At 63.9% G+C, this 21,518-nt stretch carries 23 protein-coding genes; 9 read left to right on the top strand and 14 right to left on the bottom strand.

Going from position 1 to position 21,518, the window contains the following annotated elements:
• Nucleotides 1-137 precede the first annotated feature (137 nt).
• Complete coding sequence (locus ACMNAY_RS09075; RefSeq protein ID WP_418719169.1) at nt 138-1,310, bottom strand: D-alanyl-D-alanine carboxypeptidase family protein; 1,173 nt, start codon at nt 1,308-1,310, stop codon at nt 138-140.
• 137 nt (nt 1,311-1,447) lie between these two features.
• Here ACMNAY_RS09075 and mtaB point away from each other — a divergent pair, with 137 nt between their 5' ends.
• A complete protein-coding gene (gene mtaB / locus ACMNAY_RS09070; protein ID WP_394976206.1) occupies nt 1,448-2,740 on the top strand; it encodes a tRNA (N(6)-L-threonylcarbamoyladenosine(37)-C(2))-methylthiotransferase MtaB in 1,293 nt (430 codons plus the stop codon).
• 50 nt (nt 2,741-2,790) lie between these two features.
• Here the strand turns inward: mtaB and ACMNAY_RS09065 are convergent, their stop codons facing one another.
• Nucleotides 2,791-4,368: a polysaccharide biosynthesis C-terminal domain-containing protein gene (locus ACMNAY_RS09065; RefSeq protein WP_418719168.1), complete on the bottom strand. Its 1,578-nt coding sequence runs from the start codon at nt 4,366-4,368 to the stop codon at nt 2,791-2,793.
• Nucleotides 4,369-4,464: 96 nt separating this feature from the next.
• Here ACMNAY_RS09065 and ACMNAY_RS09060 point away from each other — a divergent pair, with 96 nt between their 5' ends.
• Genes ACMNAY_RS09060 through ACMNAY_RS09050 form a run of 3 tightly spaced genes read left to right on the top strand, consistent with a single transcriptional unit; the run spans nt 4,465 to nt 6,274 of the window.
• Nucleotides 4,465-5,277, top strand: coding sequence for a purine-nucleoside phosphorylase (locus tag ACMNAY_RS09060; protein ID WP_394976209.1), 813 nt, complete (start codon nt 4,465-4,467; stop codon nt 5,275-5,277).
• A 32-nt stretch (nt 5,278-5,309) separates the two neighbouring features.
• Nucleotides 5,310-6,149 carry a P-loop NTPase gene (locus tag ACMNAY_RS09055; protein WP_418719167.1) on the top strand — a complete coding sequence of 280 codons (840 nt, stop codon included), beginning with the start codon at nt 5,310-5,312 and terminating at the stop codon, nt 6,147-6,149.
• The gene (locus tag ACMNAY_RS09050) at nt 6,146-6,274 is read left to right on the top strand and encodes a hypothetical protein (protein WP_394968466.1); all 129 of its coding nucleotides are present in this window, start codon (nt 6,146-6,148) and stop codon (nt 6,272-6,274) included. The genes ACMNAY_RS09055 and ACMNAY_RS09050 overlap by 4 nt, the downstream gene beginning before the upstream one ends.
• 40 nt (nt 6,275-6,314) lie before the next feature.
• Here ACMNAY_RS09050 and ACMNAY_RS09045 read toward each other — a convergent pair whose 3' ends face one another.
• The 3 genes from ACMNAY_RS09045 to prfB all read right to left on the bottom strand — a co-directional run bounded on the left by ACMNAY_RS09045 (nt 6,315) and on the right by prfB (nt 10,965).
• A complete protein-coding gene (locus tag ACMNAY_RS09045) occupies nt 6,315-8,867 on the bottom strand; it encodes a heavy metal translocating P-type ATPase (RefSeq protein WP_418719166.1) in 2,553 nt (850 codons plus the stop codon).
• On the bottom strand, nt 8,851-9,681 hold the full coding sequence (locus ACMNAY_RS09040) for a helix-turn-helix domain-containing protein (RefSeq protein WP_418719176.1): 831 nt from the start codon (nt 9,679-9,681) through the stop codon (nt 8,851-8,853). Before ACMNAY_RS09040 ends, ACMNAY_RS09045 begins: the two co-directional genes overlap by 17 nt.
• A gap of 162 nt (nt 9,682-9,843) precedes the next feature.
• Nucleotides 9,844-10,965, bottom strand: a complete 1,122-nt coding sequence (gene prfB / locus ACMNAY_RS09035; RefSeq protein WP_394976244.1) for a peptide chain release factor 2 — start codon at nt 10,963-10,965, stop codon at nt 9,844-9,846.
• A gap of 170 nt (nt 10,966-11,135) precedes the next feature.
• Between prfB and ACMNAY_RS09030 the strand changes: the two genes are divergently transcribed.
• The 4 genes from ACMNAY_RS09030 (at nt 11,136) to rpsR (ending at nt 13,314) form a co-directional block, all read left to right on the top strand.
• Complete coding sequence (locus ACMNAY_RS09030) at nt 11,136-12,134, top strand: RING finger protein (protein WP_418719165.1); 999 nt, start codon at nt 11,136-11,138, stop codon at nt 12,132-12,134.
• 138 nt (nt 12,135-12,272) lie between these two features.
• The gene (gene rpsF / locus ACMNAY_RS09025; protein WP_394976246.1) at nt 12,273-12,557 is read left to right on the top strand and encodes a 30S ribosomal protein S6; all 285 of its coding nucleotides are present in this window, start codon (nt 12,273-12,275) and stop codon (nt 12,555-12,557) included.
• Nucleotides 12,558-12,569: 12 nt separating this feature from the next.
• Nucleotides 12,570-13,028 carry a single-stranded DNA-binding protein gene (locus ACMNAY_RS09020; RefSeq protein WP_394968471.1) on the top strand — a complete coding sequence of 153 codons (459 nt, stop codon included), beginning with the start codon at nt 12,570-12,572 and terminating at the stop codon, nt 13,026-13,028.
• A gap of 31 nt (nt 13,029-13,059) precedes the next feature.
• A complete protein-coding gene (gene rpsR / locus ACMNAY_RS09015) occupies nt 13,060-13,314 on the top strand; it encodes a 30S ribosomal protein S18 (RefSeq protein WP_177522045.1) in 255 nt (84 codons plus the stop codon).
• Between the two features lie 94 nt (nt 13,315-13,408).
• Here rpsR and ACMNAY_RS09010 read toward each other — a convergent pair whose 3' ends face one another.
• From ACMNAY_RS09010 to ACMNAY_RS08995, 4 genes are all read right to left on the bottom strand, one after another.
• Nucleotides 13,409-15,037, bottom strand: coding sequence for a protein kinase domain-containing protein (locus tag ACMNAY_RS09010; protein WP_418719164.1), 1,629 nt, complete (start codon nt 15,035-15,037; stop codon nt 13,409-13,411).
• Between the two features lie 93 nt (nt 15,038-15,130).
• Nucleotides 15,131-15,868 (bottom strand): YebC/PmpR family DNA-binding transcriptional regulator, encoded by a 738-nt coding sequence (locus tag ACMNAY_RS09005; RefSeq protein WP_394968473.1) that lies wholly within the window; start codon nt 15,866-15,868, stop codon nt 15,131-15,133.
• Between the two features lie 153 nt (nt 15,869-16,021).
• Complete coding sequence (locus tag ACMNAY_RS09000; RefSeq protein ID WP_418719163.1) at nt 16,022-16,477, bottom strand: GNAT family N-acetyltransferase; 456 nt, start codon at nt 16,475-16,477, stop codon at nt 16,022-16,024.
• Between the two features lie 16 nt (nt 16,478-16,493).
• On the bottom strand, nt 16,494-17,855 hold the full coding sequence (locus ACMNAY_RS08995; protein WP_418719162.1) for an RsmB/NOP family class I SAM-dependent RNA methyltransferase: 1,362 nt from the start codon (nt 17,853-17,855) through the stop codon (nt 16,494-16,496).
• Between the two features lie 97 nt (nt 17,856-17,952).
• On the opposite strand from ACMNAY_RS08995, the gene ACMNAY_RS08990 reads away from it, so the two are divergent.
• Complete coding sequence (locus ACMNAY_RS08990; RefSeq protein ID WP_394968476.1) at nt 17,953-18,117, top strand: hypothetical protein; 165 nt, start codon at nt 17,953-17,955, stop codon at nt 18,115-18,117.
• A 71-nt stretch (nt 18,118-18,188) separates the two neighbouring features.
• On the opposite strand, the gene ACMNAY_RS08985 is transcribed toward ACMNAY_RS08990, so the two are convergent.
• The 5 genes from ACMNAY_RS08985 to ACMNAY_RS08965 form a co-directional block, all read right to left on the bottom strand.
• Nucleotides 18,189-18,608, bottom strand: a complete 420-nt coding sequence (locus ACMNAY_RS08985; RefSeq protein ID WP_418719161.1) for a Mini-ribonuclease 3 — start codon at nt 18,606-18,608, stop codon at nt 18,189-18,191.
• Nucleotides 18,609-18,645: 37 nt separating this feature from the next.
• Complete coding sequence (gene obgE / locus ACMNAY_RS08980; protein WP_394968482.1) at nt 18,646-19,914, bottom strand: GTPase ObgE; 1,269 nt, start codon at nt 19,912-19,914, stop codon at nt 18,646-18,648.
• A 104-nt stretch (nt 19,915-20,018) separates the two neighbouring features.
• Nucleotides 20,019-20,270: a 50S ribosomal protein L27 gene (gene rpmA / locus ACMNAY_RS08975; RefSeq protein WP_177522778.1), complete on the bottom strand. Its 252-nt coding sequence runs from the start codon at nt 20,268-20,270 to the stop codon at nt 20,019-20,021.
• 19 nt (nt 20,271-20,289) lie between these two features.
• Nucleotides 20,290-20,601, bottom strand: coding sequence for a 50S ribosomal protein L21 (gene rplU / locus ACMNAY_RS08970; protein WP_394976251.1), 312 nt, complete (start codon nt 20,599-20,601; stop codon nt 20,290-20,292).
• A gap of 214 nt (nt 20,602-20,815) precedes the next feature.
• Entirely contained in the window at nt 20,816-21,475 is a 660-nt protein-coding gene (locus ACMNAY_RS08965) for an HAD family hydrolase (RefSeq protein WP_418719160.1), read from the bottom strand.
• Nucleotides 21,476-21,518 lie beyond the last annotated feature (43 nt).

Raw genomic sequence — 21,518 nt, 5'->3', positions numbered from 1 at the left:
GTTATGCTCTCCCGTCCTCTGCCCGGCCCGCTGCCGGCAGTGTATCGCCGGGCGGTGAAGGCTGGGTGTTTGTTTGTAATAACTATACCGTTTTGACAGTATAAAGTCAAGGTGGCCCGCCGGGATTTGGCAAAAAATCAGTGGGCGGTCAGCGCCGCCAACAGGCGCTCAAATCCCAGGCGCATGGTCATGGGCTGCACCGCCGAAGCCGCCGTCACCGGCCAGGAACCCAGTGCTGTTTCGCCGGAATACACCGTCACCGCGCCCACCTGCTGGCCCTCGGCCAGCGGAGCCGCCAGAGTCTGGGGCAGTTCCAGCTCGGCGGTGAGGGCGGCACCTTCCCCCTTCTGCACCAGAATCTTTTCGGGGGCGGCGTAGCGCAGTTCCACCGTCTCCTGGGCCCCGCCGGTCACCGGCAGGCTTGCAGGGGCGTTTTCCGGCGCGGGGGCGGCCACATTTTCAAAATTCGCGAAGCCGTAGTCCAAAAGGGCGGTGGCGGCGTCGAACCGCTCGTTGCTGGACGCCGCCCCCAGCACCACCGCCAGCAGATCGAGGCCGTCACGGCTGGCGCTGGCGGAGATGCACACTCCCGCGCCGCTGGTGGTGCCGGTTTTGAAGCCGGTGACGCCCTGATACCGCTTGAGCAGCTTGTTGGTGTTGAGCAACTGAGTCTGCCCGCCCCGCAGCGTGTCCATCCAGATGGTGGTGTAGTCGGTAATCCGGGGATGGTTCAAAAGCATCTCCCGGCTCATGATGGCCACGTCCCGGGCGGTGGAGAGATGCCCCGCCTCGTCCAGACCGCAGGCATTTTTGAAGGCGGTATTGATCATGCCCAGCTCTGCGGCCTTCTGATTCATCAGCTCGGCAAAGGCAGGCTCCGAGCCGCCGATGAATTCCGCCACCGCCACCGCCGCGTCGTTGGCGCTGGACACACAGATGGCCTTTACCATCTCGTCCAGGGTGAAGGTCTCCCCCGGTTCCAGCCAGATCTGGCTGCCGCCCATGTTGTAGGCATGGTCCGAGACGGGCACCGTATCCTGCAAACTCACCTTGCCCGCCTCGATGGCTTCAAAAGTGAGCAGCAGAGTCATCACCTTAGTGATGGAGGCGATGGGCATGGGGGTGTCCGGTTCTTTTTCATAAAGCACCGTGCCGCTGGAAAGGTCGATGAGCACCGCCGCCCGGCAGGGCACGTCAAAATCCGGCAGGGCAAAGCGGCCGGCGGCCAGCGGCTCGGCGGCGGCAGGCATGCACAGCGCCGCCGCCAGCACACAGCACAGCGCCAGGGCCAGCAGTCTTTTTTTCAGCATAGGAGTTCCTTCCTCTCTTTTCGCAGGCCCGGGGGCCGGTTTTGTCTATGGAATGTATATGCCGCCGCCCTTGCGATTTTGCCCGCCGGGCCGTATAATAAAGCGGTAAATACCCTCTATATCGAAGGAGATACCCTATGCGCGTGAGCTTTTACACCCTTGGCTGCAAGGTGAATCAGAACGAGACCGGGGCGCTGGAGCAGTTGTTCCTGCGCCGGGGCTATACCCTCGCAGCGGAAGGCGAAGCGGCGGACGTTTATGTGGTGAACAGCTGCACCGTGACCGCCGGGGGCGACAAGAAGAGCCGCCAGTGGCTGCGGCGGGCCAAGCGCTTAAACCCCGGCTCGGTGACGGTGATGGCCGGGTGCTACCCCCAGGCCTTCCCCGAGGAGGCCGCGCAGCTGGAAGAGGCGGACGTGGTGGTGGGCAACGCGGGCCGCGCCGCCATGCTGGAGGACATCCAAAAAGCGCTGGACAGCGGCGAGCGGGTGGTGGACATCCGCGCCCATGAAAAGGGCGAGCGATTTGAAGAACTGCCCATGGAGAATTTTGAGGGCCACACCCGAGCCTTCATCAAGGTGCAGGACGGCTGCGACCGCCGCTGCGCCTACTGCGTCATCCCCCGTGCCCGGGGCGCAAGCCGCAGCCGCAGCGAGGAGAGCGTGGTGAAGGAACTGGCGGCGCTGGCCGCCGCCGGATACAAAGAAGTGGTGCTCAGCGGCATCAACCTGCCCAGCTACGGCAAGGACACCGGCACCGACCTGGTGAGCCTCATCGAGGCCGCGGCGAAGGTGGAAAGCATCGAGCGCATCCGGCTGGGCAGCCTTGAACCGGACCTTTTGAGCGACGAAGCCATCGCCCGGATGGCGGCGGTGAAGGAGCTGTGCCCCCAGTTCCACCTGTCGCTGCAAAGCGGCTGCACCGCCACACTGCGGCGGATGCGCCGGGTGTACACCGCCGAGGAGTATGCCCGGGTGGTGGAAAAGCTGCGGGCGGCCTTTGGAGGCTTCGCCAGCTTTACCACCGACGTCATTGTGGGCTTCCCCGGCGAGACCGAAGCGGAGTTTGCCGAAAGCCTTGCCTTTGTGTGCCAGCAGAAGTTTTTGAAAGTGCATGTGTTCCCCTACTCCCGCCGGGCGGGCACTCCCGCGGCGGACTTCCCCGGCCAGCTCACCGAGGCGGAGAAGGCTGACCGGGTGCACCGGCTGCAGACGGCGGCGGACGCGGTGCGGGACACTCTTGCCCGGGAGATGCTGGGCAGCGAAGACACCGTGCTGCTGGAAAAAGCAGTGAGCGCCAACCTGTTCACCGGCTACACCCGGCTGTATCTGCCGGTGGCGGTGAAGGCCCCTGGCGCGGCGGCGGGCCAGATCGTGACCGCGCGGCTCACCGGGTGGGACGGCGAGCGGGCGCGGGCCGAGGCTCTTTAAGCAAAACAGAAAGCGGTGTTTCCTCCCCTTGGGGCGGAAGCGCCGCTTTTTCAGTTCTCTTTCGCCGGGGCGCAGCGGGTCTCCAGCACCGCCTTGAGCTGACGCCCCGCCCCCAGCGGCAGCAAAAATAGGCAGAACAGTCCGCCGGTGGCCGCCACGCTGCACGCCACCTGCCACACATCCCCCGCCGGGGCCGAGATGCGCACAAAGGTCTGGCCCAGGGCCGCGGCGGCGGCAAAGAGCAGCGCCGGCTGAATGAACCACTCGAACCACCGGGTGCGGATGCCGGTGACCTTGTGGATGCGGAAGATGTTCAGCAGCGCTGAGGTCACGTTGGAGGCCCACATCACCACCAAAAATCCCGTCATACCGAAGTGCGGCATGAGCAGCAGCACCAGCGCAATGCGCAGCATCGAGTCCCAGATGCTGTAACGGAAGGTGGCCACCTCCTCCCCCAACCCTTTGAGGATGGAGTCGCCCATGGCGTCCAGATACATGCCCGGCAGCACCGGAGCCAGCACCAGAAGGTAAAGGCCCACGCTCTCATCCCGGTAGAGCAGGCGGGCCAGAGGCGCGGCGTTCAGGGCGATGAGCCCGCCCGCCAGCACCGAAAAGAGGTTTGTGAACAGCATGATGCGGCCCACCAGTGTTTCCAGTGTGCGGCGGCGGCCCAGAATGTGGGCGCGGGTGACCTCCGGCAGCAAAAGCGTAGCCAGCGGCGTCAGAAAAGAAAAGGGAAAGAGCAGCACCGGCATGGCCATGCCCTTGAGCGCCCCGAACTGGGCCAGGCTCTCGGCCCGGCTGCCCAGAAAGGCCAGCAAACAGGCGGGCATCAGCATGTTTTCCGCCGTGTGGAGGGCACTGTCCAGGCAGCGGCCGCCCTCCACCGGAGCGAGGATGTGCCAGATGCGGCTGCCCGTGTCGGCGGGCGGGGCGGGACGCACCCCGCCAAACAGCCGCCGGGCGTCCTTTCTGTAGTCGCGCACAAGCAGCAGGCAGGCCAGTGTCTCGCTGACGGTGTTGCCCGCCACCAGCGCCGCGCAGGCGTACTGCGCGCCCCACTCCCCCGCCGCAGGCAGCACCGCCGCCGCGAGACCGATGCGCACCGCCTGCTCAAAGACCTGGCTCTTCACCCCCGGGCCCACCCGCTGGCGGGCGAAAAAGTAACCCTTGTACACCGCCGCCAGCGCCATGAAGGGCAGACTGGGAGCCAGCACCAAAAGGCTCAGGGCGGCTCGCGCGTCCCCCAGCGCAAAGCGGGCCACCGGCCGGGCAAGCAGCAGCTGGGCGCCGCAGGCGGCAAACCCCAGCCAGAGGGAAAGGCGGGTCAGCCGCGCCATCACCCCGGCGGCCCGGGCAGGCTCCGGGCGGGCCAGCTCCTCAGCGGCCAGCCGGGTAGCCGCCACCGAAACGCCGGCGGTGGCCACAGTGGCGGTCAGACCGTAGACGGTGAAAATCAGCTGGTAAAGGCCCATGCCCTCGGCGCCCAGCAGCGCCGCCATGTAGACCCGCAGCACCATGCCCGCCGCCCGCAGCCCCAGGCCGGTGACCGTGAGGATGGCCGCATTTTTCAGATAGACCCGCACACCGGCCATGAACGCGCCTCCCCCGCTGTTTTCTTCCTCCATTCTTATGCTCGCGGCGGCAAAAAGTATGCCCGGCCACCTTTTCATCCCGGCGGGTTTGTGTTACTATAAAGAGGATTACGACAGGAGGTTTTTTCTATGATCGAAAAGATTCGACTGGCCGCCGGCTATCTGCGGGACCGGCTGCCCGCCGCGCCCCAGGTGGGGCTGGTGCTGGGCAGCGGCCTGGGCGGCCTTGCCGACCGGCTGGAACATCCGGTTTATATCCCCTATTCTGAGATCCCCGGTTTTGTGGTGTCCACCGCGCCGGGCCATGCCGGGCGCTTTGTGGCCGGGCAGCTGGCGGGCAAGCAGGTGCTGTGCATGCAGGGCCGGCTGCACTTTTACGAGGGCCACTCCATGGAGGACATCGTCTTCCCCGTGCGGGTGATGAAGGAACTGGGCATCGAGGCCCTCATCCTCACCAACGCTGCCGGCGGTGTGAACCTGGAGTTCTCGGTGGGCGATCTGATGGTCATCGAGGACCACATCAACTTCATGGGCCGCAACCCCCTCACCGGCCCCAACGACGAGGAAGTGGGCCCCCGCTTCTGCGACATGACCTTCGCTTACACTCCTGCTCTGCGGGAGCTGGCGCTCAAAGTAGCCGCCGAACAGGGCGTGGCCATGCGCACCGGCGTGTATCTGGGCTACATGGGCCCCAGCTACGAGACCCCGGCGGAGATTCGCGCTTTCCGCACTCTGGGCGCGGACGCCGTGGGCATGAGCACCGTGCCCGAGGTCATTGCCGCCAGCCACTGCGGCCTGCCGGTGCTGGCCATCAGCCTCATCACCAACATGGCCGCGGGCATTGAAAAGAAAAAGCTTTCGGGCGACGAGGTCATCGCCATTGCCGACCGCCGCGCTCAGGTCCTGCAGGACCTGGTGCAGGGCGTCGTGGCAAAGCTGTGACCCGCCCCGTAAGATAAAGGAGAGAGAAATCAATGAGCGAATGCACCCATGATTGCAGCAGCTGTTCGCAGAATTGCGCCAGCCGCCAGAATCCTCAGGACTTCCACGAGCCTCCTCACCAGCTGAGCAGCATCAAAAAGGTCATCGGCGTGGTGAGCGGCAAGGGCGGCGTTGGCAAGAGCATGACCAGCGCCCTGCTGGCGGTGGAGATGCGCCGCCGGGGCTACCGCGTGGGCGTGCTGGACGCCGACATCACCGGCCCCTCCATCCCCAAGCTGTTCGGCATCCACGGCCGGGCTCTGGGCGATGAGAACGGCATCTGGCCCATCCAGAGCCGCACCGGCATCGACGTGATGAGCGTGAACCTGCTGCTGGAAAACGAAGAGGACCCCGTGGTGTGGCGCGGGCCGGTCATCGCCGGTGCTGTGAAGCAGTTCTGGCAGGAAGTCATCTGGAAGGACGTTGATTTCCTGTTCGTGGACATGCCTCCGGGAACCGGCGACGTGCCCCTGACCGTGTTCCAGACCCTGCCGGTGGACGGCATCGTTGTGGTCACCAGCCCTCAGGAACTGGTGAGCATGATCGTGGGCAAGGCCGTGAAGATGGCTCAGATGATGAACATCCCCATTCTGGGCGTTGTGGAGAACATGAGCTATCTGGTCTGCCCCGACTGCGGCAAGAAGATCCCCGTCTTCGGCGACAGCCATCTGGAAGAGACCGCCGACAAGTACGGCGTGAAGGTACTGGCCAAGATGCCGCTGGACCCCCAACTCACCGCCTGCGCCGACGGCGGCGCCATCGAGACCTATGCGGGCGACGCTTTGGCCCCCGCCGCCGACGCGGTGGCAGCCCTGCTGGGTGACGTCAAATGAAAAAGCGGCCCGGCCTGTGGCGTCAGCTGCGCCAGGGGCTCTCCCCCTTGCTGGTGGTGACCTGGCTGGTGGTGCTGGCCGTAGTGTTCGGTCTCGCCTTCTTCAGCTGGCAGACATTTCTGTAAACAAAAAAGAGCCGCCCGTTCGGGCGGCTCTTTTTTGGTCTTATTCGATGCCGGTGACTTCGTAGCCCGCGTCGGTGACGGTGGCGGTGAGCACCGCATCCTCCACCGGGGCGTTCAGGGTGACCTTGGCGCATTTGCCCTCCAGGTCGGCCTTGACGGAGGCCACGCCGGGCACTTCGGCCAGCGCCTTCTCCACCCGGGCGGTGCAGTGGCCGCAGGCCATGCCTTCGATGTGAATGGTTTTCTCGGTCATAACAGGTTCTCCTTTCGGCTGCGCGCTTTGGGCGCAGGGCTCGTTATTCTGAGGCAGGCCGGAGGCCCCGGCCTGTTTCGGCTTGAAGAAGTTGAGCCGCAGGGCGTTGGAAACAACGCACACGCTGGAAAGGCTCATGGCGGCGGCGCCCAGCATGGGGTTGAGCACCAGCCCGAAGCCATAGAGCGCGCCCGCCGCCACCGGGATGCCGATGCTGTTGTAGAAGAAGGCCCAGAACAAATTCTCCCGGATGTTGCGGATGGTTGCGCGGGACAGGCGCAGGGCGTTCACCAGATCCCACAGATCGCTCTTCATCAGCACCACGTCGGCGCTGTCAATGGCCACATCCGTGCCCGCGCCGATGGCCACGCCCACGTCCGCCCGGGTGAGGGCGGGGGCGTCGTTGATGCCGTCGCCCACCATGGCCACCCGGCGGCCCTGCTGCTGCAAGGCGCGCACCTGGGCCTCCTTGTCCTGGGGCAGCACCTCGGCCACCACCTGTTCGATGCCCAGTTTCGCCCGAATGGCCTCGGCGGTGCGGGCGTTGTCGCCGGTGAGCATGATGACCTTGAGGCCCATGGCCTGCAATTCACCGATGGCCGCGGCGCTGGTGGGCTTCACCGGGTCGGCGGCGGCCACCAGGCCCAGCAGCTTCCCTTCGGCGGCGAAGTAGAGGGGCGTTTTGCCCTCCTTCGCCAGCCGCTCAGCTTCCGATGCGGCCCAGGCGGCGTCCACGCCCTGCTCCTCCATCAAGCGCAGGTTGCCTGCCAGATGCTCCCGGCCGTTCACGAAGGCCCGCACGCCCCGGCCGGGCAGGGCTTCAAACCGTTCGGCTTCGGGCAGGGGCATGTCCCCCGCGGCGGTGAGAATAGCCTCCGCCAGCGGATGCTCGCTGGGCTTTTCCAGCGCGGCGGCCACCCGCAGAAGTTCGGTTTTGTCCACGCTCGGGGCAGGCAGCAGATCGGTGACGGCGGGTTTGCCCTCGGTGATGGTGCCGGTCTTGTCCAGCACCACGGTGTCGATTTTATGGGCGTTTTCCAGCGCCTCGGCGTTCTTATAAAGAATGCCCAGCCGGGCGCCTTTGCCCGTGCCCACCATGATGGCCACCGGGGTGGCGAGGCCCAGCGCGCAGGGGCAGCTGATGACCAGCACCGAGATGGCCCGGGCCAGGGCAAACTCCATGGTCTGGCCCAGCGCCAGCCAGACGCCGAAGGCGACAAGAGCGATGGCGATGACCACCGGCACGAACACGCCGCTGACCTTGTCCGCCAGCTTGGCAATGGGGGCCTTGGTGGCTCCGGCGTCCTGCACCAGGGCGATGATCTGGGCGAGGGTGGTGTCACCGCCCACCTTTTCCGCCCGGAAGGTGAAACTGCCGGAGCGGTTGATGGAGGCGGCGATGACCCGCGCGCCGGGAGCCTTTTCCGCCGGGATGCTCTCGCCGGTGACGGCGGACTCATCCACGCTGGACAGGCCGGTGAGCACCGTGCCGTCCACCGGGATGCGCATGCCCGGCTTGATGACCACCGTGTCCCCCACGGCCACTTCCTCGGCGGGTATCTCTGTTTCCACACCGTCCCGAAGTACCAGCGCGGTGTCGGGGGCCAGGTCCATCAGCGCACGAATGGCGGCCCCGGTGCGGCCCTTGGCCCGGGCCTCCAGGAACTTGCCCAGGGTGATGAGGGTGAGGATAGTGCCCGCCGACTCAAAATAGAGGTCCATGCGGTAGCGGTCCACCAGCTCCATGTCCCCCGTGCCCAGTCCCCAGCCGATGCGGTAGAGGGCGAACAGGCCGTAGACCACCGCCGCGGCGCTGCCCAGGGCGATGAGGCTGTCCATGTTGGGGCTGCGGCGCCACAGGCTCTTGAAGCCCACCGCGTAGAACTTGCGGTTCACATACATGATGGGCAGCACCAGCAGGAACTGGGTGAGGGCAAAGGTCACCGCCCCTTCTCTCCCATGGAAAAAGGCGGGCAGCGGCAGGCCCATCATGTGCCCCATGGAGACGTACATCAGCGGGACAAGAAAGGCCAGCGATACGGCAAGCCGCTTTTTCATGCCGCGCAGTTCCGCCTCGGCGGGGTCTTCGCCGGCAGGCGCGGCTTTCGTAGGCGCGGCTTTGCCCGCAGGCACAACAGGGCTTGCGCCGTAGCCCGCCTTTTCCACCGCGGCGCAGATATCCGTCTCGGTGACGGCGGCTTCGTCGTATTCCACCTGCATGGAGTTGGCCAGCAGGTTCACCTGGGCGGCGTCCACGCCCTCCAGCTTGTTCACCGCACGCTCCACCGCCGCCGAGCAGGCGGCGCAGCTCATGCCGGTGACGTCAAACTTCTGCTTCATTCTTCGGTTCTCCTTCGCATCCACAGCAGCAGCCCGCCGGGGCGGGCGCGCCGAACAGTTCCTTCAATCGCCGGGCCTGCCGTTCCAGTTCTTCCGCCTCTTCGGTCAGGCCTTGAGCCCGCCGGGTGGCGGCAAAACTGGTGAGGGTGTGGTCCAGCGCGGCCAGCTGGGCGGTGAGGGCGCTTTCCTCCAGCCGAGCGGCCCCGTCCAGGTCCCCCATCCGCCGCAGGATGTCCGCCCGCAGGCCCTGGCCCTCCTGGTTGCAGCTGGGCAGGTTGCCCAGCGCCTCCAGCGCACGGCCGAACTGGCCCTTGTCGGCATAAAGGCGGGCCAACATCCGCCAGGCGGCGCGGCGCTGTTCCTCGTCGGGCAGCTCCACCGCCTGTTCAAACAGCTCGGCGGCGGCGGTCCGCAGTTCTTCCCGGGCAGCTTCGTCCTTCGTTTTATCTCCGAAGCCCGCCAGCAGAAAGCCCAGCCGGAACCGCAAGTTCAAATCGCCGGGGTATTCACGCAAACGCTGACGGCAGAACTCCAGCGCGCCGCGCCAGTCTCCCTCGTCAAACAGCGCCCGGGGCGTTTTGCACACGGCATCGATTTCTTCGGCGGAAAGTTCCGGCCGAAAGCCCAGCAGCTCATCGGCGCTGCAGCCCAGCGCCCTCGCCAGCGGGCAGAGCAGGGCCACGTCCGGCAGCGCGCCGCCGGTCTCCCACTTGCTCACCGCCGCACTGCTGACCCCCAGCTGGGCCGCCAGCTGTCCCTGGGTCAGGCCTTTCGCCCGCCGCAGCCTCTGTACCGTTTCGCCGATGGCGTTCATCTTTGCCACGCCCCTTTCTCTTTTTCCATCTTACCACGGCCCCCGCCGGGGCACAATGGAGCTGTTTTCAAACCAACGGGTAATTTTTTCAACTATTGTTTGAATTATACGACAAAAAGAACGCGGGCTGAAATTCAGCCCGCGCTTTACATTGCGGTTTTATCAGGTGTCCTGCAGCTCGCCGCGGCTGGCGGCCTTCAGATAAGCATTGATGAAGCCGTCCAAATCGCCGTCCATCACAGCCTGCACGTTACCGTTTTCAAAGCCGGTGCGGTGGTCCTTCACCAGGGTGTAAGGCATGAACACATAGCTGCGGATCTGGTGGCCCCAGGCGATCTCTTTCTGGACGCCCTTGATATCGCTGATCTTGTCCAGATGCTCCTGCTCCTTGATCTGATACAGCTTGGAAGCCAGCATCTTCATGGCAGTGTCGCGGTTCTGGAACTGGCTTCGCTCGGTCTGGCAGCTCACCACGATGCCGGTGGGCTTGTGGATCAGACGCACCGCGCTGGAGGTCTTGTTGATGTGCTGGCCGCCCGCGCCGGAGGAGCGGAACACCTGCATCTCAATGTCCTCGGGGCGGATCTCCACCTGGATGCTGTCGTCCATTTCGGGCATAACTTCCAGGCTGGCAAAGCTGGTCTGGCGGCGGCTCTGGCTGTCGAAGGGGGAAACGCGCACCAGCCGGTGCACGCCGTTCTCGCCTTTCAGCAGGCCATAGGCGTTGGGGCCTTCCACCATGATGGAGGCGCTCTTAAGGCCGGCCTCGTCGCCGTCCTGATAGTCCAGGGTGCTCACCTTAAAGCCGTGAGCGGTGCCCCAGCGGTTGTACATGCGGAAGAGCATGTCCGCCCAGTCCTGCGCCTCGGTGCCGCCGGTGCCGGCGTGGAAGGTGAGGATGGCGTTGTTCTTATCGTACTGGCCGCTGAGCAGGGTGATGAGCTGCAGCTCATCCACCGCCTTTTCCACCTCGTTCACCGCGGTCTCCGCCTCGGGAATGAGGGAGGGGTCGTTCTCCTCCTCGCAAAGCAGCAGCATGGTATCCGCGTCGTCGCACAGGGTGCTGAGCTTGGAATAGCGCTCCAGCTTGCCCTTCAGAGAGCTCATCTCGCTGAACACCTTGCCGCTGGCCTCGGTGTCGTCGTAGAAGCCGGGCATGGTCATCTTGTGCTCGAGCTCGGCCACCCGCTTCTCGCTGGCGGTGATGGCCAGCGCGTCGCCCAGCTCCGCCACGGCCTTCCGATGCTCGCCCATCTGCATTTTCAGTTCGTCAATGGTGATCATATCGCAATTCCCTTCTGTGTGCACTAAAACATATCCCATAGTAGTATAGCCGAAAGACGGCGCAAAGTAAAGGGTTTTGCGCTCCGCTCCATTTGCATTTTGCCTCTGTTTGCGCTACAATAGCATCAAATATCGTCTGCCGGCCCCGGGGCCGGCAAAAAGGAGTTTCTATGGCTGATTACACCGGCTGCAAGTGCCCTGTTTGCCAGCAGCCTTTTTCCGATGGGGACGACGTGGTGGTCTGCCCCGAGTGCGGCGCGCCCTACCACCGCGCCTGCTACCAGAAAAACGCCGGCTGCCTCTTTGCCGACCGGCACGCCCCCGGCTTTGAGTGGAAGCCCGCGCCCGGCGAGATGCCGAACCGGGAGACTGCCTCCGCATCGCAAGATGAGATCGCCTGCCCTGCCTGCGGCGCGATGAACCCGGCAGGCGGCCTGTTCTGCGAGAGCTGCGGCGCGCCGCTGCGTGCCGGCGGCCCGCGGTACGCCCCCGGCAGCGGCCCTGCTGCCTCCGGGCCCGCCTCTTACGGCCCGGCCGCCGGCCCTCAGGGCTATTCCTACACCGATGCGCAGCAGGCCGCGCCCGGCATGCTCCATCCCGACGAGGATCTGGGCGGCGTGAAGGCCCGGGACTGGGCGGCTTTTCTTGGCCCCAACGCAGGCTATTACCTGATGAACTTCAAGCGGATGGCCGTGACCGGCCAGAAGCTGGCCATTTCCTTCTCGGCGTTCTTCTTCGGGCCGTTCTACTTTTTCTACCGCAAAATGTGGCTGCCTGCCGCCATTTTCCTGACGCTGGACGTGTTCGGCGTTTACATTCCCCAGCTGCTGCAGTTCCTGGTGCTGGCAGACAGCTCCCTGGTGGCCGGGCTGGATCTGAACGTCTTTTCCGTTGTGCTGAACGTGCTGTGGGTGGTGAACCTGGCGGTGCAGTTCGCCGCCGGCCTGTTCGCCGTGTACTGGTACCGGCGCATCGGTGAAAAGCGCATTGCCCGCACGCTGCAGAGCTGCTCTCCCGCCGAGGCCCCTGCTGCCCTCGCCAAAGCCGGCGGCGTGAGTGTGATCGCGCTGGTGGTGAGCCTGTCGGTGGTGTTCGGCATCTATCTGCTTCTCTCTTTCATGGCGCTGGCGCCCATGATGGCCGCCCCGCTGGCGGGAATGGCTGTTTGAGGCCAAAATTTTCTTTGAAACCCGTCAAACAGCGGTTGACAGCCGCCGGTTTGATTGGTATAATGAATTGCTACCCTTAAAAAGGGTGGTTATCCTTGCCCCGCAAGGGGCCATATGTCCAAAAGGAGGTGCACAGAAATGGCAAAGTACGAGACCATGCTGGTTACCAGCGCCGCGCTCGATGAGGAGGCTTCCTCTGCTCTGATCGGTAAGTTCAAGAGCCTGATCGAGGCGAATGGTACCATCGATTCTGTTGACGATTGGGGCAAACGCCGCCTGGCTTACCCCATCAACGACGAGGAAGAGGGCATCTACACTGTGATCAAGTTCACCAGTGAGCCTGCTTTCCCCGCCGAGCTGGATCGCGTTTACAAGATCACCGACGGCGTTCTCCGCACGATGATCGTGGCCGAAGCCGAATAAGGAGGCCAACCAATGCTGAATGTTGTAGCTTTGATGGGCCGGCTGGTGGCCGACCCGGAACTGCGCCACACCCCCCAGGGCGTGAGCGTGACCACCTTCACCATTGCGGTGGATCGCAGCTTCGTGCGCCAGGGTGAACAACGGCAGGCCGATTTCATCGACATCGTCTGCTGGCGCTCCAGCGCCGAGTTTGTTTGCAAGTATTTCCAGAAAGGTTCTCTGATCGCCGTGAACGGCAGCATTCAGACCCGGACCTATCAGGATAAGAACGGCAACAACCGCAAGGCGTTCGAGATCGTGGCCGACAACGTTCACTTCGCCGGCAGCAAGACCGGCGGCAACCCCGGCACCGGCAGCTACGCGCCCCGGCAGGAAGTCCCCCGCGAGATGGCCCAGGAGGCCCCCAGCTATTCCGCTGGCAGCAATGAAGATTTTGCTGTGATCGACGACGGTGAGGATCTTCCGTTCTAACGAATCGAATTCTAACAGGAGGTAACCAGCCATGGCTTTTGAGAAGACCGAAGGCCGGCCCCAGCGCCCCGTGCGCCGTGGCCGCAAGAAGGTCTGCAGCTTTTGTGTAGACCGTGTGGAGCACATCGACTACAAGGATGTTGCCCGTCTGCGTAAGTATGTCAGCGAGCGTGCGAAGATCATTCCCCGCCGCGTGACCGGCACTTGCGCCTTCCATCAGCGGGAGCTGACCGTCGCTATCAAGCGCGCCCGTCACGTTGCCCTGATGCCCTACGTGAGCGACTAATGTTCACCCAAAAGCCCCTGCCTTGCGGCAGGGGCTTTTTCTTGTTCAAAAAACGGCCCGGCGGGAAATCCCCGCCGGGCCGTCTGTATTTTGTTCAGGCGCCGGGCTGCGCACTGGGCGAAGGCGCCGGCGTCGGCTCCGGGGTGGGTTCGGGCGGATTGATGACCACCCGTTCCTTGGCGATGTAGACGTTCACCGTCACTTCATTTACGTCGATGAACTCACCTGCCTCCACGTCGGTGCGTACCACACAGTCACTGGCGTAGTCGCCGTTGTTCTCGATCATGAAGAAGCTGGCCTTGATGTTGTTGGCCGCCAGTTCCTTCTCCGCGCTCTCCCGGGTGAAGCCGATGATGTTGGGCATCTCCACCTTTTCCGGGCCCTTGCTGATGACCAGCTCGATCAGCGGCTGGCCCTCGGTGGTGGTGGTGCCCGCCTCCGGGCTCTGGTCGATCACCACGCCCTGCGCATGGTCAGAGCTGTACTCCTGGGCAGTGATGGCAAAGCGGTAGTTCGCGCTGAACTGCGGGTCACTTTGCAGCTGGCTGTAGGTGTAGCCGGTGAAGTCCGGCACCAGCACCGATTCAGGCGCCGCGCTGCTGGCCGGCTGACTGGCGCTCTCCGGAGTCGTTACTGCCGAGTCGCGGCCCAGAATGCTCCACAAGAGCAGCGCAAACAGCACCGCGATGACCACCAGACTGCCTGCCAGCAGGCTTTTGCCGCTGACCGCCCACTCCCGCCGGGACTGGTTCAGGCTTTCGGCCGCGCGGGCGCTCATCAGCGAACCCATCAGCTCCGGCACGTTCTGGATCCGCTGGGCGGGGTCCATCTCCAGCGCGTGCTCCAGCACGGCGGACACATGCCCCGGCACCGAAGGCTCCAGCTGCTGCGCCGAGGGCAGGCTGTCGCTCACCAGACGCTGGCGGGCGCTCACCGGCGCCTGCCCCGCCACCAGGCGGTAGAACACCGCCGCCAGGCCGTACACGTCGGTGTAGCGGCCCTCAAACTCGGCGGCGGAATACTGCTCGGGCGCAGAATAGCCCTCGTAAAGCTGGCTCTTCAGCTCGCTCCCCTCGGTGCGCAGGCCCAGCGTACCATAGCCGCACAGCCGGGCAGCGCCGCCGGTGAGCAGGATGTTTTCCGGGGAAATGCCCCGGTGCACAAGGCCGGCTTTGTGCAGGGCGGCCACGCCCTCCATCACCGGCTGCATCATGCTTCTGGCCTGAGCCGCCGACACGCCGCCGGGATGCTCGCTGAGATAGTGGCTCAGGCTCTCGCCGCCCACCTGCTCCAGCACAACGTAAACGGTATTGTTCGCCTCCACCACGTCCAGCACGGCGGCCAGACCGGTGGTGGGGGTGATGCGCATGATGCTGCGGTGCAGGTCGGCAAAGTCCATGCGGGTGGTCTTGAACAGCACCTCCTTGCCCTCTTTGGGCAGGATGGCTCCGGCGGAGTCACGTCCCTCGCTGAGCGTCACCGGGAAATACTCCTTCAGAACGACCCGCACGCCTCCGTTGTTTTCCAGGGCGGCGTAGACAACGCCCTCCCCGTCGGTGGAAACATGCCGTCCCACGGTGTAGCGTCCTGCCAGCAGGCTGGCATAGGGCAGCGTGCCGGGGGGGGGGTTAGTGTTGCGCAGACTCTTGTCGCAGAAGGGACACTGCTCCTTGCCCGCCTCCACCCGGGACAGGCAGTGGGGGCAGAGAATGACGTCGGCCATGGACATCGCCTCCTTTTTTGCGGTAAATAGAAAGCACCCGCCCGTCCCCCGGACAGGGTCGGACGGACAGGCGCCTGTAAGAAGGAGCCGGGATCAGCGATCCAGGTCCTCTTCGTTCTCCAGATTGTGCCAGGTGTTCTGCACGTCGTCATCGTCGTCCAGCGCGTCCAACAGCTTGGCCATCAGCTTCTGGTTGTCCGCGTCGGTGATGGCGGTGGTGGTGGCGGGCACCATCTCCACCTCGGCAGAGATGAAGCTGTACCCCTTGTCCTCCAGCGCCTGACGCACGTCAGAGAAGCTGTCGGGATCGCAGGTGACCTCCACCACGTCGTCGCCCATATCGAAATCCTCGGCGCCGGCGTCGAAGCAGTCCTCCATGACCTTCTCCTCGTCCAGGCCCTCGCCGTCCAGCACGATGACGCCCTTCTGGGTGAACATGAAGCTCACGCAGCCCATGTTGCCCAGGTTGCCGCCAAACTTATCAAAGTAGTGGCGCAGGTTGGCCGCGGTGCGGTTGCGGTTGTCGGTGAGGGTTTCCACCATCATGGCGATGCCGCAGGGGCCGTAGCCTTCGTAGGTGATGGCCTCGTAGTTGTCCTTCTCGCCGCCCTCAGCGCGCTTGATGATGCGCTGGATATTGTCGTTGGGCACGTTCAGGCTCTTGGCCTTGGCGATGAGGTCGCGCAGCTTGCTGTTGGAGTTGGGATCGCCGCCGCCGGTGCGCACTGCCACCGCGATCTCACGGCCGACCTTGGTGAAGATCTTGGCCTTCTGGCCGTCGGTCTTCTCCTTCTTGCGCTTGATGTTATTCCATTTGCTGTGTCCGGACATTGTTTGGATTCCTCCTATTATCTTGGGCCGTTTTTGCCCAAACGATTGCCTTTTAACTAAATAATTTTATCATATCCCGCCGGGGATGGCAAGGGGGGCAGCGGGCCGGACAGGCCGTTCTGCCTCCCGCTTGTGCGGTTTCGCGCCGGTGTTTCAGAAGTTCAGCTCCATATTCACCGATTTCTCGCCGAACCCGTATTCCCGGTAAAGCTTCATCGCCCGTGTGTTCGCCCCGTTCACCTGCAGTTCCAGACCGCAGCAGCTGCGCTTTTGGGCAATGGCCCTGCACTCATCCAGCAGCCGGCGGCCGATGCCACGGCCCCGATGTGCTTCGTCCACTGCGATGGAATCGATGTAAAGGGTCTTGCGCTCCATCTTCACGGGGCCGCCCGTCTGCCGCTCCCGGTAGACGACAACGCCGGCGACGGTCCCGTTTTCTTCCCACACCAGCGCCTGGCCGCCGCGCACCAATTCATCGAAATAGTCCGGCGGCAGAACCGTGACTTCAGCCCGGTAAACGTCCGGCCGCCAGCCGGCATGCAGGTTTTGCACCTGCTCCATAATGGCTTCCACGGCTTCATAGTCGTTGAGGGCTGCGTTTCGTATCATCGCGTTCATCTCCCTGTCACTTGAGGTTTCGCAGCGCCTTGGGATAGTGATTCTTCACCCGGCCGCCGCTCACCTTGCCGCCGCCCAAGGGCAGACCGTCCACCAGTACAGCGCACCAACCGTTCTTCGCGGTGACCGCCTCGATCTCCTCGCCCCGTAGCCAGGCCTCGGTGCGCGGATCGTCCAGGGTCAGTTCTTCCCGGTTCTCGCAATCCGGGCCATAGGCCATGAACAGGTGATGGTCCGGCTCAAAGCGGCCTTTCTGGGCCCGGCCCAGCGCCACACCGCAGCGGGCGATGTTCAGCTTGAGGTCCTCGCCCTGCCATGCGGAAGGAGTCAGGAACAGCCTCTCCCCTGCTGCCTGCGTGTTCCGCTCTTTGAGCGCCGGGAAATACTCTGCCGCAAAGGCCAGCCACTCGGCGCAGGGCTTGCCCGGACGAGCGGGTTTTACCCGGCGGGGCGTGGGGACGGCAGCCTCCAGGCTTTTCCGAAGTTTCGTCATAAAGTGGCCTTCGCCGCCCTGGGCAGGCCAGATGCGGCGGGTCTTGTCCGCCGGGAAGGGATGGTCACCGCAGCGGTTTTCTTCGCCGGGCGCGCCGAAGGAAAAGCCGCAGTCCAGCAACTCAAACTCAGGGTGCAAGGCCAGAAAGTGCCCGATCTGACCCTCGTCCTCCTCGGGCGCGAAGGTGCAGGTGGAATAGACCAGCAGCCCGCCGGGGGCCAGCACAGCAGCGGCGTTTTCCAGGATCTCGGCGCCCAGAGCAGCGCACCGGGCCACCAAAGCCTGGCTGTGCTGGGCCACCGCCTGGGGTTCCTTGCGGAACATCCCCTCGCCGGAACAGGGAGCGTCCACCAGCACCCGGTCAAACCAGCCGGGCAGCGCCGCCGCGAGGCGGGCGGTATCACCGGTGGTGATGACGGAATTCACCGGGCCCATCCGTTCCAGATTGCTCATCAGCGCCTGGGCGCGGGCAGGCTCGTACTCGTTGCTCACCAGCACCCCCTGCCCTTCCAGCGCCGCAGCCAGCTGGCTGCTCTTGCCGCCGGGCGCGGCGCACATGTCCAGCACCCGATGGCCGGGCTGCACCTCCAACAGCGCCGCCGGGGCGCTGGCCGAAGGCTCCTGCAGGTAGAATGCGCCCGCGTGATGATAGGGATGCTTGCCCAGTCGCAGCTCGCTGTCGCCCAGAACCAGACCGGTCGGGCAGAAGAGCGAGGGCGTCAGCGGCGCATCCAGTCGCCGAACCAGCCACTCGGGGGTACAGCGCAGACCGTTCACCGTCAGCCCCCTTGCCGGGGCCTCGGGTGCGGCGAACAGGCTGTCGAACCGTTCGCCCAGCAGCGCGCGCTCTCTCGCTTCAAAATATTCCGGGTACATACTCCACCGCCTTTGCATAACCGCCCCGCGCCGGGGCAGAATAGGAACGAAGGGGCAGACAAACAGCCGCCCCCGTCAAGGAAAGGAGACAATCATCATGGACAATCGCAACACCAAGACCAGCAGCCAGAACGCCAAGACCACCTCTCAGTACGACAAGACCGGCGCCAAGAACATGGTTCCCAATCCTGTGAACAGCAAGTCCACCAACACCGCGAAGAACGGCGCCAAGAACTGCGCCAGCACCAAAGGCACCAAATAACAGCGTTCCGAACACAAACGGGGGCCGGGCGGGATGAACCGCCCGGCCCCCGCTCTTTGCGTTCTCCGTGCTTATTCCGCCGGCTTTTCCAGCGGATCGAAGCCGGCCCACAGCGCCTCGAACAGCTCTTCGATGCGTGCGGTCTGGCCGGTAAGAAACAGCCAGCCCAACAGCGCCTCAAAGCCGGTGGAGGCGCGGTATTCCTGGGGCGTGGCGTGTTTTGCCACCGTGGCTTTGCTGGCGTTGCGCCCACGGCGCAGCACCGCCTGTTCGGCCTCGGTGAGCATCGGCTCGATGACCTCCAGCGCCTTGCTCTGCCCCTTCGCGGATACATACTTCACGCACACGGCGTGCAGCTTGCCGGGGGTGAGGCGGGTGCGCTCCACCAGCCGGCGGCGCACCAGCAGTTCCAGCACGCCGTCCCCCACAAAAGCCAGGTTCAGCGGCGACTGCTCGTGGATGTCCACCGGCGATTCGCTCTCCAGATACAAACGTTCCAGCTCCTTTTTGCGGGCTGCGCCCGCCTTCTCAGAAGATATAGTCGAACTCGTACTCGCCGATCTTGATGGTGTCGTCCTCCTGCACGCCCTGGGCCACCAGATCGTTCAGGATGCCGCTGTCTCCCAGCTGCCGCTGGAAGTACTGCAGGCTCTCGTAGTCGTCCACGTCGCTGCCGGCCAGAATGCGCTCCAGCCAGGGCGCGTCGATGGAGAACTCGTGCTCGCCGGTCTTTTCGATGGTGTAGCTGCGCTCGCCCACCGGCACCGCCTGGGGCACATACTCCGCCTCAAAAGTCTGCACCGGGGGCAACGTCTGAAGCTGCTCCCAAACAAGACCGGGCAGAGCCTTGAGGCCCTGGTTGGCCGCGGCGGAGATGGGCAGGAAGGTCAGGCCCTTGCCCTCGATGTAGGCGCGGAAGGCCTCGATCTGCTCTTCGGTGGCGATGTCGCACTTGTTGCCCAGCACGATCTGGGGTCGGGCCGCCAGCTCCGGGCTGAAATTCTCAAGCTCCGCGTTGATCTTCTCGAAATCCTCCACGGGGTCGCGGCCTTCGCAGCCGGAGACGTCCACCACATGCAGCAGCAGACGGCAGCGCTCCACGTGGCGCAGGAAGTCGTGGCCCAGGCCCACGCCCTCGCTGGCGCCTTCGATGAGGCCGGGGATATCGGCGGCCACAAAGCTCTGCTCAGGGCCCACACGCACCACGCCCAGCACCGGGGACAGAGTGGTGAAATGATAGTTGGCGATCTTGGGCTTCGCCGCGCTGATGACGCTGATGAGGGTGGATTTGCCCACGTTGGGGAAGCCGATCAGGCCCACATCGGCGATCAGTTTCAGTTCCAGACGCACCTCAAACTCCTGGCCGGGCAGGCCGGGCTTGGCGAACTTGGGGATCTGGCGGGTAGGAGTTGCGAAATGGGTGTTGCCCCAGCCGCCCCGGCCGCCTTTGGCCACCACCACCGGCTCGTTGCCGGAGATGTCCGCCATCACAAGGCCGGTGTTCGCCTCTTTCACCAGGGTGCCACGGGGCACACGGATGACGAGATCCGGCGCGTTTCTGCCGGTGCAGCGGGCAGCGCCGCCGTTCTGGCCGGCTTCGGCCACATACTTGCGCTTGTAGCGGAAGTCCATCAGAGTGGACAGGTTATCGTCGGCCACAAATACCACGTTGCCGCCCCGGCCGCCGTCGCCGCCGTCGGGGCCGCCGGCCGCCACGAACTTCTCACGGTGGAAACTCACCGCGCCGTCGCCGCCCTTGCCGGCCTTGATGGTGATCTTGGCCACATCTACAAACATGGACATACTATACTCCTTATTCGTTGTTCGTAAACAGTGTGCCCGCGCGCGGGGCGCTTAAACCAAAAAGCCGCAGGGGCTGGCCCCTGCGGCTTTGCAAACCATTACTGGCGGACGCTGACCTTCTTGCGGTCGCGGCCCATGCGCTCAAAGCTGACCTTGCCGTCAACCAGAGCGAACAGGGTGTCGTCGCTGCCCTTGCCCACGTTCTCACCGGGGTGAATGTGGGTACCACGCTGACGAACCAGAATGTTGCCGGCCAGCACGAACTGACCGTCGGCGCGCTTGACGCCCAGACGCTTGGACTCGGAATCGCGGCCGTTCTTGGTAGAACCTACGCCTTTTTTATGTGCCATTGTGTTACACCTCCATTACTTAACCGTTGATCGCGGTGATCTCGACCTTGGTGTAGGGCTGACGATGGCCCATACGGCGGGCGCTGCCCTTCTTGGGACGATAGGTGATGATGTTCAGCTTCTTGCCCTTGCCGTTCTTGACGACCTTGGCTTCCACGCTGGCACCCTCAACATTGGGAGCGCCCACTTTGGTGTCGCCTTCGCCGCCCACAGCCAGGACGTTCTCGAACTTGACAGTGGAGCCTTCCTCGGCGTTCAGCTTCTCAACGAAGACCACGTCGCCCTTCTGGACGCGGTACTGCTTGCCACCGGTAACGATGATCGCGTACATAGTTTTTGCCTCTCTTATATAAGTCTCGCTGGACGATAAGGCGGGTGAATGTTTCACACCTCTTGGGTGCCCAAACCATGCGGCTTTAATACTATACCACAAACCTTTGCAGATTGCAATAGTTTTTTGCGGATAAACAGGCGTTTTTTGCCTGTATCAAGCCATTTTTCGTCTCGCATCGGCAGTATGATGCAGCGGCGCGGGGTGGAATGCATTAGCTGCCCAGCACAGCGGCTTCCAGTTCCTGTACCTTCTGCAAATAGTAGTCCGCGTTCTGCTTCATAAAGCTTCGGACGCCCTCCACTTCGCAGCCCCACCCCGCAAAAGCAAAGGGCACTCCGCAGGTTTTGGCCATCTGCCAGCCGGGCTTCAGGTCATCCACCATCAGCAGCTGCCCGGGGGCAAGGTCAAAGCGCGCCATGATCTGCTCCAGCGGCCAGGGCGCGGGTTTTCGCTTGTCCGTTCCCAGCTCCCAGCCAAAGATCAGATCCGGCTCAAAGCCGAAGTGATGCTTGTAGTCCCTGCGAATGGTCACGCTGTTGGAGTGGCTCACCACGCAGACCAGCCCACCCTGCTCTTTGAAACGGCGAAGCAGACGGTCCATCCCCTCAAAGGCAGGCGCGATGTTCGCGTTGGACCATGCAAGCCAGCCGGCTTCCTGAATGGCCATTTCTTCAGGTGTAAAATGCAGAATATCCCTGCACAATGCCTCAAAGCCCGGGTCAAAATTATAGGCGATGAACTGCTCCAGGGTCCAGTGAATATCCGGGCGAAGCTTCTTCAGTGCCTCAACAAACGCCGGATAGTGGATGGTCGGTGTGCTGCGCACCACGGTGTCATCGTGATCCAGCACAAGGCAGGGAAATTTCAGCATGGATGTTCCGCACTTCCTTTCTCTTCTTTATCATCGCACAAAA

Source organism: Candidatus Allofournierella merdipullorum (genome assembly GCF_048426865.1).
GTDB lineage: Bacteria > Bacillota > Clostridia > Oscillospirales > Ruminococcaceae > Allofournierella_A > Allofournierella_A merdipullorum.
This window is presented reverse-complemented; position numbering and strand designations above follow the sequence as displayed.